Origin of the sequence: Klebsiella sp. KPN54798, from assembly GCF_021184225.1 — a bacterium.
In the GTDB taxonomy this organism is placed as follows: Bacteria; Pseudomonadota; Gammaproteobacteria; order Enterobacterales; family Enterobacteriaceae; genus Klebsiella; species Klebsiella pneumoniae.
This window is the reverse complement of the sequence record NZ_CP089234.1, coordinates 4,770,273-4,786,294: the sequence shown is the minus strand read 5'-3', so window position 1 is coordinate 4,786,294 and position 16,022 is coordinate 4,770,273. Positions and strand designations below refer to the sequence as shown.

The following is a 16,022-nucleotide window of genomic DNA, read 5'->3' as shown; positions in this document are numbered from 1 at the left end:
AATTAGATGTTGTTTATTATAGCTTGTTTTCAACTGTATTGTGGCCCTGTATGATTCGGGCCAGCAAATATTTATTTTAGTATTTCATTTTCCAATCTTTTCTGCAATGGTTTTAACTGTCTTTTTATAGCTTTCGAATTCATGATCTTCGCGGCGCGATAACCATAAGTCAAAAAATTCCTTCTTCCAATATGTGAATATCTGGCATATAATTTTTTCTTAAATAAAGCTTTTAAAGCTTCACCTTTATTTTCTCTAATCCTATTCTTGCTGTCCATTGTAGCTTTTGCTAAGCGGACACCTCTTTTCATTCGTTCCGAATATCTTGCGAGAGAAGATGAACGTAATAATATATTACTCCCATCAAAAATAAACCCAAGATACTGTAAAGGCATATTTGCCACTAAGGTACTGTCTTTGTATATAAAATCTCGAATCTCAGTTTTCTTAGTATTGAGTTCTACCTTAAGATGCTTAATCCGCTGGGCTACATCACCTGCTAGAGTTTTATTATACTTAGTTGGTACAATGAATAGCATATCATCACAATAGCGATAATAATGGCCACCACGTTCCTGCGCGTAATCTCTCATTTCAATATCAAAGTCAAGCATATATATATTTGAAAGTAGAGCACTAATTGGCGAGCCTTGGGGTATACCTTTTTGGGAATTATTAACTATAATAAGACCATTTTTTCTAATCTTATTTCTAAAATCAACAGGGGTGCAGATCTTGCGTCTATTATACTTGGGGTTATTCTTTGATATACCTAAAATCTCATACGCTCTATTTTTATCAACTTTAGAATATCTTGTTATACTTTTGTATATGGCAAAATGGTCTTGCGGCAACGCTTCAGTCCCAATAACTTTGCACCACTGGTGTTTCAAAATTTGATGATCTAAATTGTCAAAAAAACCAGAAAGATCTAATGCAACAGCGCTACACTCACCCATTTCAGTAATTGTATCAAATGCTCTCTTGGCAAATTCTATATTGCTTTTATTTAAAGATCTGAAGGCAAGGATGTTCTCGTGTAAATTGTTTTCTTGGATCAATAATTCATAATGTCCAGTAAGATATTCTGCGTAAAATGCATAAATATGACTATCCAAATGTGAGGAATAGGCAATAGGTCTTAATTTTTCAGTTTTACTTAATTGTTTTGTTGATTTGTCTTTTTTGATTTTAAACGATTTTACTTCAAAGCTTAAAAATGGCAGAAAAGAATGTTTTATTATTTTTTCTGGAGAGGAAACATATTTAACCGCTTTTTTTAATGAAACAGGTTCATCGAAATGCAAATAACCACGTTTTCTGAACCATGGGTAATCATCATTATTCATTATATTCCCTGAATGAAATTAGCAAAACCGGAGGATGACAGAATAGCGACAATTCTAGGACACATCCTCCGGCTTAACCAAGTGGTCTTTCTCCAACCTTCTCATCCACAATCAGTACCTAAATACAAATTGTGAACCTCGCCGCAAATGTTAGATATGCTGTATAATGTAATCAGTAGCGTGGAGTCAATTATGAATATCATCCAAGTGTTGCTTACCGTCGTCACAGTGATTGGTTTCACCAAGACCTGTGGGAGGCTTGACAACCTGTACAATACCCCTAAACCTTTGTTTAGGGCATTGTTTTTATATCATCGTAAATTTAAAAAAACAAGGTTTACCTATTAAATTTTGCGAAATTCTAGAAAAAAATTCAGCAACTCAGTTAACCCAGCAAGCAATGAGATGGTTTTATATCGTGTCTGTAAAGAATGTTCACAGGAATAAGAACTATGACGGCATGGAATCAGTGCAGCAATTGATAAATTTAGAACTTAAATTTCATAGCCGCCTCCACCTCACTACACCCCGTCTCCTGCATAATCCGCCTCCGCTCGGCCTTCTCATGCTTCTCAGTCATGGCCAGCGCCAGATACAGCGCTGGCGGCACCACCCGAAACAGCGCCTCCACGCGCGGCGACAGCACCACGCCCTCGGTATACTGCCCCGGCGATTTTACCGCTGAGCGCAGCAGTTGGCGCTGTTCTTCCGTCAGCGCTTTAAATCGGCAGACCTGCTCGATCTCTTCCGGCGGCATCACCAGCAGTTCCCACCACTCGATCATATTGAGCAGCTTCTTCGCCTCATCAGGAAAATCTGCCAGGTTCTGGGTGGCGAGCCACAGCCAGATACCGAGCTTGCGCCACATCTTCGAGCCTTTGGTGAGAAAGCGCGCCAATAAGGGATTAACAGTGATGATATGCGCCTCATCGGTGATATTGACGATGGGTCGCACCAGATGCTGGTCGCGTTCGCCGAGGTTATTGATATGGTTAATCAGCGAGATATAGCTGATGGCAAGCTGGGCTTCGTAACCCTCACGGGCGAAGGTGGCGAGATCGACCAGAGTTATATCCGTCTCCGGCCACATCTGGCCTTCACGGTTAAACAGTTCGCCTTCAAATCCGGCGCAGAACAGGTTGATGGACTCCGCCATTTCATACGCCCGCTGGCGGCGGGCTTCCGGCAGGCTGTTGTCGCGGGAAAGGGCGAACAGTGCATCGCGGATATCCTGCGTTAGCGTCTGGCGTTTTTCCTGATAACAGGTATGTGCGGCAGCGATAATCGCCTGACGGATCATCGCCATGTCTGGCCGGGTGAGGCGTGCATCTTCTTTCGCCTCGCCACCGGTGATCATCAGCCGGGCGGTGATCTCCATTTCACCGAGCACGTCACGCTGGTCATCGCCGTCGCTCTCTTCATCTTCCGGTGGTTCGGCGTCGGTGACCGCCTGTTCCACCAGTCGCCAGGCATCGGCGAACAGGGGCAGGGTGACACCGGAACCGGGACGCAGGTTGATTTTGTTCACCGTCAGACCGTGGGCGGCAGCGTAGTCCGCCATCAGGCCGAACGAGTTCCCGGCTTCGATGATAAACAGGCGAGGGCGGTGCAGTGCCATCAATTGGGCTATTTTCGCGTTCAGCGTGGCGGATTTGCCCGCTCCGGTCGGGCCGAGCAACAGCAGATGGCCGTTCTGGGCGCGGTCTAGCTTATTCAGCGGATCGAAGCACAGCGGCGCGCCGCCGCGATTGAAGTAACAAATCCCCGGATGCCCGGTGCCGGTTTCCCGCCCGTACACCGGCATCAGCCCGGCGATATGCTGAACGAAGTTGAGCCGGGTATACAGCCCGCACAGATCGCGCAGGGGATCGAAACACATCGGCAGCCAGCGTAACCAGTGGCTTAAGGGGGCCACTTCATGCTGCTCCTGTACGGGTACCAGACCGGCGTTAAGCAACAGGCTGTGCAACTGGCGCTGCTGGCGAAACAGGGTATCGGTGTCGGGTGCATGCAGGTAAAACGCCAGCGTGCTGCGGTAGAGCTTATGGCCGTCCTTGAGATAGCTGCGTACCTCGTGGCAGTCGCGGCGGGTGTATTCCGAATCGGTGTTGTCGCCAATCGCCCGGTCGGCGAGGTGGCTGATATGCTGCTCCAGCTTGTCCTGCGGATACACCACTACGGTCAGGTTTATGATGGTTCCCGCAGGCAGCAGGTCGAACAGGGCATTGATGCCGTCGCCGCGCGAGGTTTCTCCGGTCAGCAGGCCGGGCGGCGGCGCTTTGCGCAGGCGGTCGACCACCATCACTTTATGCGGTCGGTTATCCAACCACCAAACGCCGTTCTTTGCGTCCGAGCGCGGTTCGCTCGTCAGCAGTCGTTCAGCGAAATCGGTGATAACGGGCAGAGATTCAGCTTCCGGTAAATCCAGTTGTCGCCAGAAGGCTTTTTTATCTTCCACTGGAGGCGCAGGATTAAACCAGCGCACCATCCAGCGGTGAATGGCCTGTTCATTCTGGCGGATGGCGTTAATTCCCGCCGCTTTCAGCCCGGCGGTGAGACGCTCGCAGATATTGTTCAGCGTCTCTTCCGGGGACGGTTCGTCCGGCGAGAAACCTGGAAGCCAGCGGTACACCACCATCCGCGTGCGCCGCCACGTCGCCCGCCACCGGGTACGGGTGACGGTGTTATCGAGAAACAGCCCCTCATCGCGGGTGAGATTCGCCATATGGTTTGCCATCTGCGTGAGCCATTCGCGGGTAAAGGCGGAGTTGCGAATTTCCGGTGCGGCGTAAGCTGAAAGTGATGCCAGCCACGCCTCGCTGTCGTCCTCGTCCTGGCAGAAAAACTGCACCACCCACGGCGCACGTTCATGCTCATCAAAGGCATCCTGTAATGCGTCGGTGACGGTATCGCGCATCTGTTCGAGAAAGGCCGTCGAGCGGCCTTCGGTGCCAACAGGTATTAGCTCAAACACCGCGCCCACCGAGCGGCCATCTTCCAGCAGCAGCGTCTGCGACTCCGGCAAAAACTCCACCCACGGCAGCCAGTCGACAAAGGACGGGCCCTTGCGGTAGCTGGTATTCAGCGCCTGTTGCGGGAGACCGCACCGTTCATTCATGGCGGAGTCAGGCGTTCGCCCGGTAATGCATACTGCGGGCGGGTATAGAAGGGGAAGACGGTGCTGTAACCAGGCACCGGGGTGTTGCCGTTAAGGTGCGGGAAAACGTACAACACAAGATCCGGATTGGGCAGGCGCGGAAACTGGCTACGGATGGTATCCGCTTCGGGTTGCGACACCGGACCATCCGGCGTGCGGCGCAACTGGGCGCGGGCATCCAGCAGGGCTGCGCTGCCGCCGCTTTGCTGCTGCCACAGCGTCAGCATGCTGGCATCAGGATCGACCGGCATCAGTTCCTCCTGCGAGGTGCTGCATCCGGCCAGCAAAAACAGAAGCATCAATATAGCGCGTATCATTCCAGTCCCTCCGGCGTGCTGGCCTGCTGGTATTTCACTTTTCGGCCTTCCGGCTCGTAATCAATCGCCAGTGCTTCAGTCAGATGCACCGCCACCTTATGGCCCGGCGGCACGTACACGGCATCGAACATCTGGCCGTAGTGTTGCTTCATCCAGTCGGCTGTTTCTTTCAGCCCGCCGCCGATGGCCTGGCCGAGCACGTACTGGCCATTGTTGCCCGTCACCGCGCTGGTGATACTACCGTCCTCCACCACGGTGGTGCTTTCACCATTGGCGAAAGCCTGCGCCGCCGCGCCGGATCCCGCCAGCAGGAACTGCGAGGTCAGGTATTCCTTCGCGTTGCTCTTACGCTCGCCGGGAATACACGGCAGCCCCTGGTTATCCGAAAGCCAGCCGATCTCCTGCTGTTTGTTGCCGGATTTGCCGCCCTGCGGGACGGTGCGGATGGTGCCGTCGTGAAACACAAAGGTCATCGAGGTGATTTGCCCGCGCACGCAAGAGAGCGTCCAGTCGCCGGAGGCGATACCGGAGACCACCGCGCCCGCCACGTCCGGCAGTTCAATGCCGTTGGCGGTGAGGTTGTCCTCGCCAATCAGCAATTTGAACGGGTAGGGATCGCTGACGGTGCCGTTAAGCGGAACGCGACCAATCAGCGCCGTCATCGCCACCGATCCGGTCAGCGTGGCGTTCTGCGGCAGGGTGTAGACTTTTACGTCAGGTTTCGGCGGCGGTTTGTCCGCCGCTTTCAGGGGGACGCGCAGCAGCTTTTCGTCCACAGGCGGGGGCGCATCCAGCGGCTCCAGCCAGCGGATATCCGGCTGCACATCGGCAGGCAGTTCGCCGGGCGTCAGCCCCAGACCGGGCGGGATATCGTCCGGGCGTTTCGCCATCAGGCGGTCGAGCTTGTCCAGCAATCCTCGCTGGCTTTTTAGTAGTCCATCGCGCATCTGGTCCTGCTGTCTGCGCATATCCCCGCGTAACTCAGATGCCAGCGTCGCCTGCTGTGCTTTGAGGCGCTTCTCGCGCGCCTGCTGGCTTTCGTTATCGCTCTGGATTGACTGAAGCTCCCGACGATACTGCTTCATCTGGCCGACCAGCGTGGCGATGGTATCGGCGGGCGTGTCGCCGTCAATGCCCAGTTCGCGCAGTTCCTGCGGCGTTAAGGCAGCCACGGTGCGGGATGGAGATTTCTCCGGCGTGCTTTTGTCTGCCGGGCGCAGCAGTAGCCAGACAGTGAGAAAGACAATCACTGGTAGCAGGATTTTCAGCAGGAGACTCTGGCGCGGCATCATGATTTTGGCTCCGGCAGCAGGGCGCGGGAAACCGGACCTTCCGTCACCAGGTAAGCCACGGTGGTATCTTCTGCCAGACCACGCGGGCCGAGCCAGTAATGCTGGAACGCGGCGGCGGTAAACTGTCCCTGAAGTTCACGTGGATCGAGCGTGATGCGCTGCCCGCTACGGTTTTGCAGGCGGATGGCGGTGACGGTGGTGGCGTTGACTTGCCATGACGCCAGCGGGATGGCGGTGACAGGCTGCTGTGGCAGTAAGGTGGTGATGCGTTTCGCCAGCCGGACGGGCGCAGGCGTGACGCCGGGCAGGGCTTCGACGGTGCGCAGCGGCGCATACAGATTCTGCGCGGCGTAGCGCACCAACAGGACGGGCAGGGGCTCGGTTGATGCTGTCACCGGGACGGGCGTTTTGGCTGTGGCAGGCGTCTGCGGCGCATAGCTAATTTGCATTGCTTCAAGTGGTGAAGTGCTTTGGGTGGCCTGAATATCCAGCAGGATCAGCTCACCGCTGCTGGTATCGCGTAACTGGATACGAGTGGCCGGGAACGTCGTATTCGCCAGCAGGAAGACTTTGCCGCCCGCGCTTTGCAGACGTACTTTGCCTTCCAGCGTGGCGGGATAGCCGATGCGCACCGCTTTCCCTACGTCGACAATCCGCTCCTGCCCGACATGCAACGTGACTGGGAGCGGGATGTTTTCCCACTGCACCACCTCCGTGGCGAAGGCCGGGAAGCTGAAGAGTAAAACCAGGAAGACAGATTTCATTGTTTCTCCTCCGCCACCAGACGCTGCGGCGCGGCATCGGTACAGTCGATTGCCAGCCCCCACGGGTTTTTCTCCGCATCAATGGCATAACGCACGACCTGTAATGGGTAGCGCACCAGCGCCTTTTTTACCGGCTCGTTCTGAAAATACTCCTCAACCGCCACGTCCAGCGTTACCCGCCAGGCGTCCCGGCTTAATGTCTCGACGCGCGGGAAGGGGCGCTTATCACCGTCATGCACCGAGCTGCTGTAGCCGTGGCCGGGAAGCTCATACACGCCGCGCGTACGTTCGCGCAGTTCACCACCGTTGCGCCGCACCTGAAAATCGTGCTCCAGCCGGGTGTAACAGGCGGGCGTCAGGTAGGCGCGTAGCGAGCGCAGGTTGCGGGAATAGTCCTCCTCGCCATTATCCGGCCAGCGGTTAAGCTGCTGGAAGATATAGAAGGTGAAGGCGTAGACGCTGGCAGGCGGCACTTCCCACCACGGGCGGGTGCTGCCGCTGCGCAGATCCGGCGGGAACCAGAGAGTGAGCTTTTGCGGCGCGCGATACCAGCCGTAGCCGACGCCCGCCAGACACAGGCACAGCAGAATAATCACCGCCCGCAGTGTCAGTATATGGTTATCGCGCTCGGCCAGCGCATGGCGAAAGCGGCTCATCGCGGACTCCTGCGTACCACCCACACAGCGCTATGCTGGATCAGTTGCGTACCCCGAAGATGATGACGCTCCAGCCAGGCAAGGATTGCTAAGAGTAGCCAACTGTCGGGCTTACCGCTTTTGGCACGCGCCAGAATGCGCCCACCACCCTGAATCAGCAACGCCGAGCCTGCCAGCGCCGAGCCGGGGATCAACGGCCAGTAACCGCTGAGCAGGGCCAGCAGAATGCCGGATAGGCAACCACCACCAAGACCGCTTGCCAGTGCCAGAAACAGCTCGCTGGTGGTCAGGCCGCGCCAGACCACGGGCTCGCGGTTAAGGCGGTCGGGGAGAAAGGGGATAGTCGCCATATTACAGGACGTCCGAAGCCTGGTTGAGCAGCCAGATGATGATCACCAGCAGTATGCTGCCGACGCCCGCCATCGAGCCCAGATCTTTCCACTGCTTACGCCCGCTCTGGATCTCCGAATAGGTGGCAATACAGTTGTTCGCCACCACCAGAAAACCGACGGCACAGATGGCCAGCGCTAGCAGCACCACGATGTCAAAACCGTAGTTTTGCAGCGTCTCCATAATGCCCTGGCCCTGGCCGCGCGAGGGATCTTCCATCGTAGGCAGGTCGGCGAGGGCGTTAAATGTGGCGAACAGCAATAACAGAAGCCAGCGCATGATGCCTCCTCAGCTCAGTACCAGCCAGAAGCTGACCAGCACCAGTAACAGTGAACGTGCCGCCACCGCGCCAAAACTCTGCCAGCTCAGGCGCTGGCGGCAGACGCCCTGCCAAGCGACCATCAGTGTCCAAGCGCACCACAGCAGCAGGGCGCTGGTAAACAGACCGAGCACCAGCAGACTGACGGTCTCTGGTTTGCTCAGGCTGGCGGCCTGAAAGGCGGCGAGTTGGGAGCCAGTCATCGGGGTTCTCCCGCTGATAGCTGGCGCTCAGGGGCTGAACGGCGCGCGGCTGCGCTCTTGCCGGGGCAAGGTAGTGCTGGATGCCTTGTTCAACGGTGGTGAGATCCTGCTGCGCCTGTAAGTTGTCGAAGAAATAGCGCGACTGTGAGTCGGCACTGGCGCTGTTCCGGGCGCGCTCCAGCGATGTTTTTACGCCGTCGAGTTGCTTCAGCGCGAGGGCGAGCTGGGTGGATTCCGGGGAGGCATAGGACTGTGGCCCTATGAGTAAAGTCAACAGTAGAAATAATGGACTATGTTGCATGGCAGCCTTCTCAGGAAGCGTATTCAGGGCAGGGTAGATGAGAGGCTGGAGAAAGATCAGCGAGGAATTGTTTACATCGAATAAAAATTTTCAGAAGTGGCTAGGTTATCAATGCCACTTCTGAAGAGGGTAATGCACCCTGTGGTGTGTATAGGCTCAGGATTCATCCGGCTCTGTTCTGTGGCAACAAACGATCAAACTTCACTGTCTGCTATGAGCGAGAAGACACTATTGCCAAGTGCTGCTAATTTTATTGCCCAAAGAGCAAAAGTGGTCTTTCAAGGTTAATGTATTGGAAAGACCACAAATTAGTTGTCACCATGATGCTTGACAACCGTTAACCATCTGGGCGGGAGACGCTAGTGTTGATTGAATCTTTCCACCAGTTTTTTCAGTTTTTCCTCGGAATTGTCGACTAGCATTTGTGCCAATTCTGCAGGAGCACAACCCAGTAGCTTATTAAGATCATCTGTCGCTACCTCGGGCTGGTCGGCTGACCGAACCGGTGACTGGATTCGTTGCTGCACCTGCATCCACAACTGAGCTACCTGCTCAGGGTCCGTCGTGAAGTAGCCGATTGGCAATGTAAGGCCAGCATACCCAAGAGACGGATCCAAAGCAGCATGGTACTGAACCACTGCCATACCGTACTCGCCAGGGAAAACCAATATTTCCAAGTGCGACTCAGAACGGCCTTTTGGGAAAATTCGTAGGCTACCGTCGGTACGGCTATTAAACTGATTGGTGATTAAACGCTGTGCCCGAAATTCCTCATCGCACTGAAATGCCAAATTGAGGCGACTGTTGCGCTCTCCACTTGCGAGCTCGGTGTTCATTTGTTTGATGAACGACCCGAGACCTAAACTAGCGCCAAATAACTCGTTGGTAGCACCAAGCCAGATTCCTTGATGTACCTGCTGCTGACGTGGCAACCGTTCAGCCCACTTAATTAAAGTGTTACGATTGGGGGCTGCATAGACAGGCCCAATCATCATACGTTGCATCGTGCTGTTACCATAGCTGGTTTTTCTGCGCTGGCGATCATGGAGTAAACGCCCTAGTTCCAGCTTACCATCACGTCCGATATATCGGCGGATCACCATATCTTTTGCCAGATCACAATAGTCTTCTAGTGTGGAACTAGCGGCCTCTAACTTGCGCTCGTGCAGCCAGTTAATAGCCTCTGTTTTGAGACCGGAGCTTTCCATCAAGCGTGTATGCTCTAAGCTATAGTCCATCAACCGTGAGTCCAGACGTATCCCGTTCAGAGGATCGGAATGGACGTGGATATCGAGTGAGATCTGCTGTTTCAACCCCGATTGACCAACAGAGGCCCGATTCACTCGGTAGAGTCGGGCCTTCGAGCTACGCAGTGCGCGCTTGCTCTTGGTATCGGGTAAGCAAATCTGAAAGCGACGAAATTGGCTAGCGATCAAATCGGTGAAGTCACTGCGATTGATCTTACGTGGCAACTCGGGCAAACCTTTCTGCAGGTCCGCATTACACTTAGGCTGAATGTGCCCAGTGCAAAGGTCGATGAAGGTGAAGTCACGGTGATTTTCCACGTCCTCAATTGCAATGCCCTCATCCGATGCGCCTTCTCGGCGCTGCATTGTCAGCTTGACTGTAGTCGCGATATCGCCTTCATCATTGTATCGCACGAGGCCAGTGTCGATCATTTCATCAACCAGAACCTGACGCTCATGGTCAGCGAGTCCGAAAAAGCCTCCTAACTCAGAAGGAGACACGATTTCGAGTTGCGCCACTAGTAGAAGAGCTGACTCAAGAACCGCTGGTAGCGCTGCTTTATGCGTCACATCAATGTCCAGACTGATCTTCTGTACTGGTGCCAGCACGGTAATACTTTGTAGCAAGCGGTCATAATCAGCCGGCAGTTCCACAGGTTGCTGCGCTGTTCTGTTCAAGGTAAGGGTCTTGTTACACATAGTCACTCTCCTGCACCTCGGCGCAAGCATTATGGATCAGGTCAGCTGAACGAATGATTTGGTACTCACTATTATGGTATGAGTACTGTTGGTGGATATAGTCGAAGACACGGGCCAGCGGCTGACATGCATTCGCCTGTTGCCACATACTCCCTGCACCGATGATTAACAGACGCTCTTTTGCCCGAGACAGGGCCACGTTAACTCGGGCATTATCGGTCATGAATCCGCCCTTTTGCTCAGAGTTATGGCGTACTAAACTTAATAAGATGATACGATTTTCAGAGCCCTGATAGGAATCAATGGTATCAACCTTTATCATTGAGCGGATCGGCGCTGCCCAAGATTCAGATTCCAGCCGCATCTGCAGGAGTTCCACCTGCTTGCGGTAACCGGTAATAACCCCGATGGCTGGCGTAGTATCGTTGTCATTCCACTGACGTAGCTGCCCCATCGCCTGCTCATCGTCGACCAATTGCCGCAGCAAGCTGCACAACAGGTTAACTTCAACTTCATTGGCAATTCCCTTGCCGATATTCGTTTCTTGCAACTTACTGTCAGAGGTATCGATCCAAGACACCGTGCGATTCCACGGGGTGGGCAGGGAGGACATCCACTCGGGAGCAGAAGGCCGACCGGTCGCAAGTGTGCCGTCATAGAAGCAGTGGCTAATAATGTCACCTATCGCGGGTGCCATCCGATATTGCTTCAACAACATGTGACCATCATTCAAGACGTAAGCTCGCTCAAAATCCGTTCGTTTTACATCGACCTCATTCAGGCCTAGATCACGGGCGACTTGGCGTACATGAGCCACATCATAGCTAGGTGCCAATTGGTTGTAGTCCCCCACTAATAGCACTCGCTTCGCACTCTGCATAGCTATGGCTAGCTCGGAAAACGTAGCGCGCGCAGCCTCATCAATTACCACCAAGTCAAAGGCATTTTTATCCAGTTGATATCCGCCATGCCCGATGCCAACCAATGTGCCAACAACCAATTGACGGGTACGAGCAGCAAAGGCGGCATAGCCGGTTTCGTCTGTGGCTAATCGCTGATACCAGTGGTGGGCGACCTTAATTACCTCAGCCATCCGTTCAATGCGCTGCGGATTATTAATCTGGTGTCGCTCGGCAATCATATTAAGTACCGCGAGCAGCGGTTTATTGTGATGCAATACTTGGTCGGGCATATCGGTAAAGGCTGACAACCTGCCAGTTAAAGCGTTCGTCAAATTATCTAGGCGACGCTCAGCCGCCAAGCGAACTATTCGTTCATTATTTGGCAGGTTATCCATATCGACACTATCTTGCTGGAATTCCCTTACTTCATTTCGGGCAGGGGTGAACTCGAACAATTCACGACCGCAGGAACGATACAGAGCGGCAGATTCCAGCACAAATGCCTCAGGCAATTTCAGGCGTGCTGACAGTGCTAGCAGCCGGACTTCAAGATCGCGGTGAAAGGCCGTACGGGCTTGAGCTTGTAGAGCATTAGTGTGAACATCCAGCATACCTTCGCTGACCCGGCGGCGCTCACCTAAGCGTACAATGCTTGGCAGTTTGAAATCCGGGGATTGTTCCTGGCGCTTAAAGCTCAACTCACGCACACGGTTAGCCACTTCGTCGACCGCAGTATGCGATTGACTCACCACCAGTACGCGGCGTACGTCAGCATCATTCAGCAGATAATCTAGTGTTGCGCTAAGTAGTGTTGTTTTTCCCGTACCCGGCGGGCCCATCAACACACTGAGTGGATTTTGTAGCAAATACAGGAATGCGGCGCGTTTAGACTCATCCAGTCCATAGCGGCTGATTTGTTCGTCGGTCGGCATAGGTAATGCTGGAGGCTGGCAACCTCGAGGGCCAATTACGAAGCGGTCGATTAGATCCCCCATCACTGCATCACCAGCAATAATGCGTGATAGTGCCCGGTCTCGTCGCTCCCAGCTAACATCACTACCCGAATTAGACAGAGTCAGGATTGTATCTTCTCGAATGTTTTGCAGGCGGAAGTTATTCCCGCGGTTGTCATCCGAGAGCACCAGCACACCATTGCCGGACTTAGTAACATCCAGTTGGCCGAAGTGAGTTTCATGATCATCTGCTGTCACGTTGATCACGTCATCATCAGCAAACTCTAAAGCGTCGATATTCTCATTAACCTGTACATGAACGATGCCATCTCGCTCCTTAGGGCTTGCAATCACTTTGACGGTGGGCAGTGTTTCGCGCTCTACTTCTACTAGGCGCAGCCAGAGGCGCTTAAGACTTTCCCCTGGAGCATCGGCAACTGCCGTCGGTGGTTCTTCTGCGGGCTTGATGTCCAGGACATGTTGCACTACGTGTAATGTTCTGACAAAGTTTAGTAGTTCAGTATTTGTCGCACCATAAGAACCTTTTTTAAGTAAAAAGGGCTGCCCGACCGACATGGCACGATTATCATTCTTGCGGTTATTACGGGTGTCATACACCATCTCCCCCGTACCTAACCGGTCATAGAACATACGATGCACGGTTAGACTCGGCCCATCTACTTTGAGATTCAGTGTCAATTTATGGGACACACCCAAGAAGAATAATTTTAGAATATTACCCTTAGTATAATTGACCGTCAGGTGGTAGATGCCTGAGTCCATCTCGAACAGTTCGCCCTGCTCGTTGGGGAAATACAAACTCTCGATCACCAAGGGCGTAGCCTCAACCAACTCGGGTTCATTTGCATGTATCATTGTGCGCCGTAACATGTCTAGGTTACGAGGTACAGCGTTATTATCTCCCAACGCATTACGGATCTCCCTACGTATTTTATTGGCGCCAGGATGAATGCAGGCAGCAAATATCTCATCTACAATCATGTATACGGCATAGCGGTCACGCGCCGTGGCGCTGACGTCGGTGGTTGGGGAGTATTCAGAATTTGCCGGAGCAAGGCCATCCAGCTCTAAGTCAAACATATCAAGCAGCAGAATGCCCAGCTTGCCTCCTTCCGCCTGGACCAATAAATTTTCCGGTTTCAGATCACCATGACTTAGATCCAGATCGTGTAGGTTATGCACTGCACGAATCAGTGCATCAGCTAATTGGAAGCGCTCCTCATAACTATGGTTGGACAGCACCATCCATTGTTCCAAGCTCTCCCCTAGGGCATAAGACTGAACGACATGTGTTCCCATCATGCCGCAGCCGAATTCAATTAATGGCGGAATCGGCAAAACATTATTGGAGGCGACGGCACAGCGTTCAAGAAAGTGCAGAAGCCGCTGGGACTGACCATGGTTATCCTTGTTGGGGCGTGCATTCAAATATATACGCACAGTACAGGGCTGCCCATCAACAGTTGTGGAGCGGAAAGTCATACGTTGGCGCAGAGGATCAGTACTCGGTGCTTCCACCTGAGGATATTGCGTTATCGGCATAGCATCAGTATTGAATGCAGCTAACGCATTGAGCACCCTAACCTTATCTTCGTTAGTATCGAGGTTTTGAAAATTCAGGGTTCGCGTAAGCGCCTCCAGCATTGCACCCGCATCTGTGTGGCGCTCTGATGCATCGTGCTCTAGGCTACGCTGGATAAATCTGTCTAGTTTACCTTCGAAGGGGTCATTTAGAGGCTGCTTCCATTGGGGGGGCTCATCTTGGGATAAGGTTAGATGCTCTCCATAGGCAATTTGGTAACACAGTACTCCCAGTTGGAACACATCCACCGCTTGACCCAATACCTCGGTCTCACCAAAGGCATCTTCTGGCAGCACGATACCCGTTGTATCCAACTCCTGACGCATATCGCTGATGCTTTTATGCCCCAAATCCGGAAATTTGGCACTTGTCAGGCCACTGACGATGATGGCATTGCGTTCCCGGTCCCACCACAAGCGTTTAGCACTCAAATCGCGGTGATATACTCCCATGGCATGCATACCGGCCAAGGGAGTTAGCAGAGCTCTTAATAATAATGTACGTTTTTCAATCGACAACGGTGTAGATACTAGGTATTCGTCCAAACGCTCGGCTAGCCTAGGAAGTTGGTAGACTTCGGCCATGTCCACGGTAAGTGTGTCTTCTTGAAGGTTGTGCTTGGGTTCCAATAAATAGTCTTTGCCTAGTTGACTATCGGTTCGACGTATATGCCGCTGCGTTCGGTCCTCACGTAAGCCAAAAAAAACGCGCACAGACATATCTGTGCCGACATGGGCCATCTTAGTGAAGTCCCATATTCGTATCTGGCTTTTGTCGTCCGAATCACGCTCATGTTCGCCGTCAAACTCATTGTAGTAATCGTGGGGGCCCTCTAGATGTGGGGTCTTCTCCGTGATTACATAGCCTGCTTCGAGCTTCTGGCGGATCTGGACATAACTCCCTCCACGTTTCCACTTCTCAAAAATGGCAATTTGCCCGGGGGCACATGGGCGCTTTTCAGGATAGCGGCGAAAATACCCTTCAGCCTTGGTGTAGGGCATTTTGTCAAAATAGGTATCTAGATTCGCGATGGTCAAGAACTCATCAAGCGTTAGCACAAAGCCTTTATCCTTTGGCGATAGCTGTGTAATCTTTGCATCGCCAGAGAGAACTACCAACGCTTGGATTTCGTAGAAAGTATTCCCCCACAGCGCGCGCAGCTCTTCATCGAACATGGACTTGATTCGTTGGGCGTGCTCACGCTTGCGGTCGATGGGAGAGCCATGCTTGATTTTACGCCCACTAGGCGTGGTCTGGATCCACTGGTCGTCTTCCATATGAATTTGGCCGTGGAAGTTCTTAAGTTCTATCATCAAGATGCGATCCTCGGCGAAGATCAATACATCAAATTCTAGACTTTTACGATTTTTGTCGAGCAACAAGATACCCGCATACCCAACCCAGTGTGCAGGAAGGGCTTTCTCAATGGCAAGAATGGCATTGTGCTCGTTTTGGTGTAACCCTTGCGTTGCCGCGATATGTAGTTTCATTGAGTTGCCTCCGGTTGTGAGTAAACGGAGACGTATAGGACGAAGGCGTTTGTAAATAGCGATGTGCTATAAATGATATTAGACGGCGACATGAGCGCTGCATAGCAATGGTCTATAAGACCAATTGTGAGAAATTTCATATTTTCGTAGAGTTCATCAGTGGGTACGCCCCACAGCCCTCGCCGAATGCGAGAACCACTGACTTACCCCTAAATAGGACTTTCGACTGTAACATCACATCTGTTGAGTAAAAGTGATGCTTATCAAATGCGAACGGAATATGTCACGACAAATGTATCAGTATAAGAAAGCACAATCAGCGCTAGTGGTCGGCTTCTGATAGTGTAGTAATGTTATAAAGTCCCCTTCTTAAGGTAGTC

At 52.7% G+C, this 16,022-nt stretch carries 11 protein-coding genes and 1 pseudogene; all 12 read right to left on the bottom strand.

Annotated elements, in window-relative coordinates:
* Positions 1-71 precede the first annotated feature (71 nt).
* The 12 genes and pseudogenes from drt2 to LPQ25_RS22925 all read right to left on the bottom strand — a co-directional run bounded on the left by drt2 (position 72) and on the right by LPQ25_RS22925 (position 15,642).
* Positions 72-1,349: an antiviral reverse transcriptase Drt2 gene (gene drt2 / locus LPQ25_RS22980; RefSeq protein ID WP_012737279.1), complete on the bottom strand. Its 1,278-nt coding sequence runs from the start codon at positions 1,347-1,349 to the stop codon at positions 72-74.
* A gap of 487 nt (positions 1,350-1,836) precedes the next feature.
* Positions 1,837-4,467, bottom strand: a complete 2,631-nt coding sequence (locus LPQ25_RS22975) for a conjugative transfer ATPase (protein WP_014908061.1) — start codon at positions 4,465-4,467, stop codon at positions 1,837-1,839.
* The gene (locus LPQ25_RS22970) at positions 4,464-4,823 is read right to left on the bottom strand and encodes a TIGR03751 family conjugal transfer lipoprotein (RefSeq protein WP_012737281.1); all 360 of its coding nucleotides are present in this window, start codon (positions 4,821-4,823) and stop codon (positions 4,464-4,466) included. The genes LPQ25_RS22975 and LPQ25_RS22970 overlap by 4 nt, the downstream gene beginning before the upstream one ends.
* Positions 4,820-6,115: a TIGR03752 family integrating conjugative element protein gene (locus LPQ25_RS22965; protein WP_012737282.1), complete on the bottom strand. Its 1,296-nt coding sequence runs from the start codon at positions 6,113-6,115 to the stop codon at positions 4,820-4,822. The genes LPQ25_RS22970 and LPQ25_RS22965 overlap by 4 nt, the downstream gene beginning before the upstream one ends.
* Positions 6,112-6,879 (bottom strand): TIGR03749 family integrating conjugative element protein, encoded by a 768-nt coding sequence (locus tag LPQ25_RS22960; RefSeq protein WP_014908060.1) that lies wholly within the window; start codon positions 6,877-6,879, stop codon positions 6,112-6,114. Before LPQ25_RS22960 ends, LPQ25_RS22965 begins: the two co-directional genes overlap by 4 nt.
* The gene (locus tag LPQ25_RS22955) at positions 6,876-7,535 is read right to left on the bottom strand and encodes a PFL_4703 family integrating conjugative element protein (protein WP_014908059.1); all 660 of its coding nucleotides are present in this window, start codon (positions 7,533-7,535) and stop codon (positions 6,876-6,878) included. The genes LPQ25_RS22960 and LPQ25_RS22955 overlap by 4 nt, the downstream gene beginning before the upstream one ends.
* Positions 7,532-7,885 carry a TIGR03750 family conjugal transfer protein gene (locus LPQ25_RS22950; RefSeq protein WP_012737285.1) on the bottom strand — a complete coding sequence of 118 codons (354 nt, stop codon included), beginning with the start codon at positions 7,883-7,885 and terminating at the stop codon, positions 7,532-7,534. The genes LPQ25_RS22955 and LPQ25_RS22950 overlap by 4 nt, the downstream gene beginning before the upstream one ends.
* A gap of 1 nt (position 7,886) precedes the next feature.
* Positions 7,887-8,204 carry a TIGR03745 family integrating conjugative element membrane protein gene (locus LPQ25_RS22945; protein ID WP_012737286.1) on the bottom strand — a complete coding sequence of 106 codons (318 nt, stop codon included), beginning with the start codon at positions 8,202-8,204 and terminating at the stop codon, positions 7,887-7,889.
* A 9-nt stretch (positions 8,205-8,213) separates the two neighbouring features.
* Positions 8,214-8,447, bottom strand: a complete 234-nt coding sequence (locus LPQ25_RS22940) for a TIGR03758 family integrating conjugative element protein (protein WP_012737287.1) — start codon at positions 8,445-8,447, stop codon at positions 8,214-8,216.
* 70 nt (positions 8,448-8,517) lie between these two features.
* Positions 8,518-8,748 (bottom strand): annotated as a pseudogene (locus tag LPQ25_RS22935) (integrative conjugative element protein, RAQPRD family); the annotation flags it as partial.
* A 359-nt stretch (positions 8,749-9,107) separates the two neighbouring features.
* Entirely contained in the window at positions 9,108-10,694 is a 1,587-nt protein-coding gene (locus LPQ25_RS22930; protein ID WP_014908058.1) for a hypothetical protein, read from the bottom strand.
* Positions 10,687-15,642: an AAA domain-containing protein gene (locus tag LPQ25_RS22925; protein WP_012737289.1), complete on the bottom strand. Its 4,956-nt coding sequence runs from the start codon at positions 15,640-15,642 to the stop codon at positions 10,687-10,689. The genes LPQ25_RS22930 and LPQ25_RS22925 overlap by 8 nt, the downstream gene beginning before the upstream one ends.
* Positions 15,643-16,022: the final 380 nt, after the last annotated feature.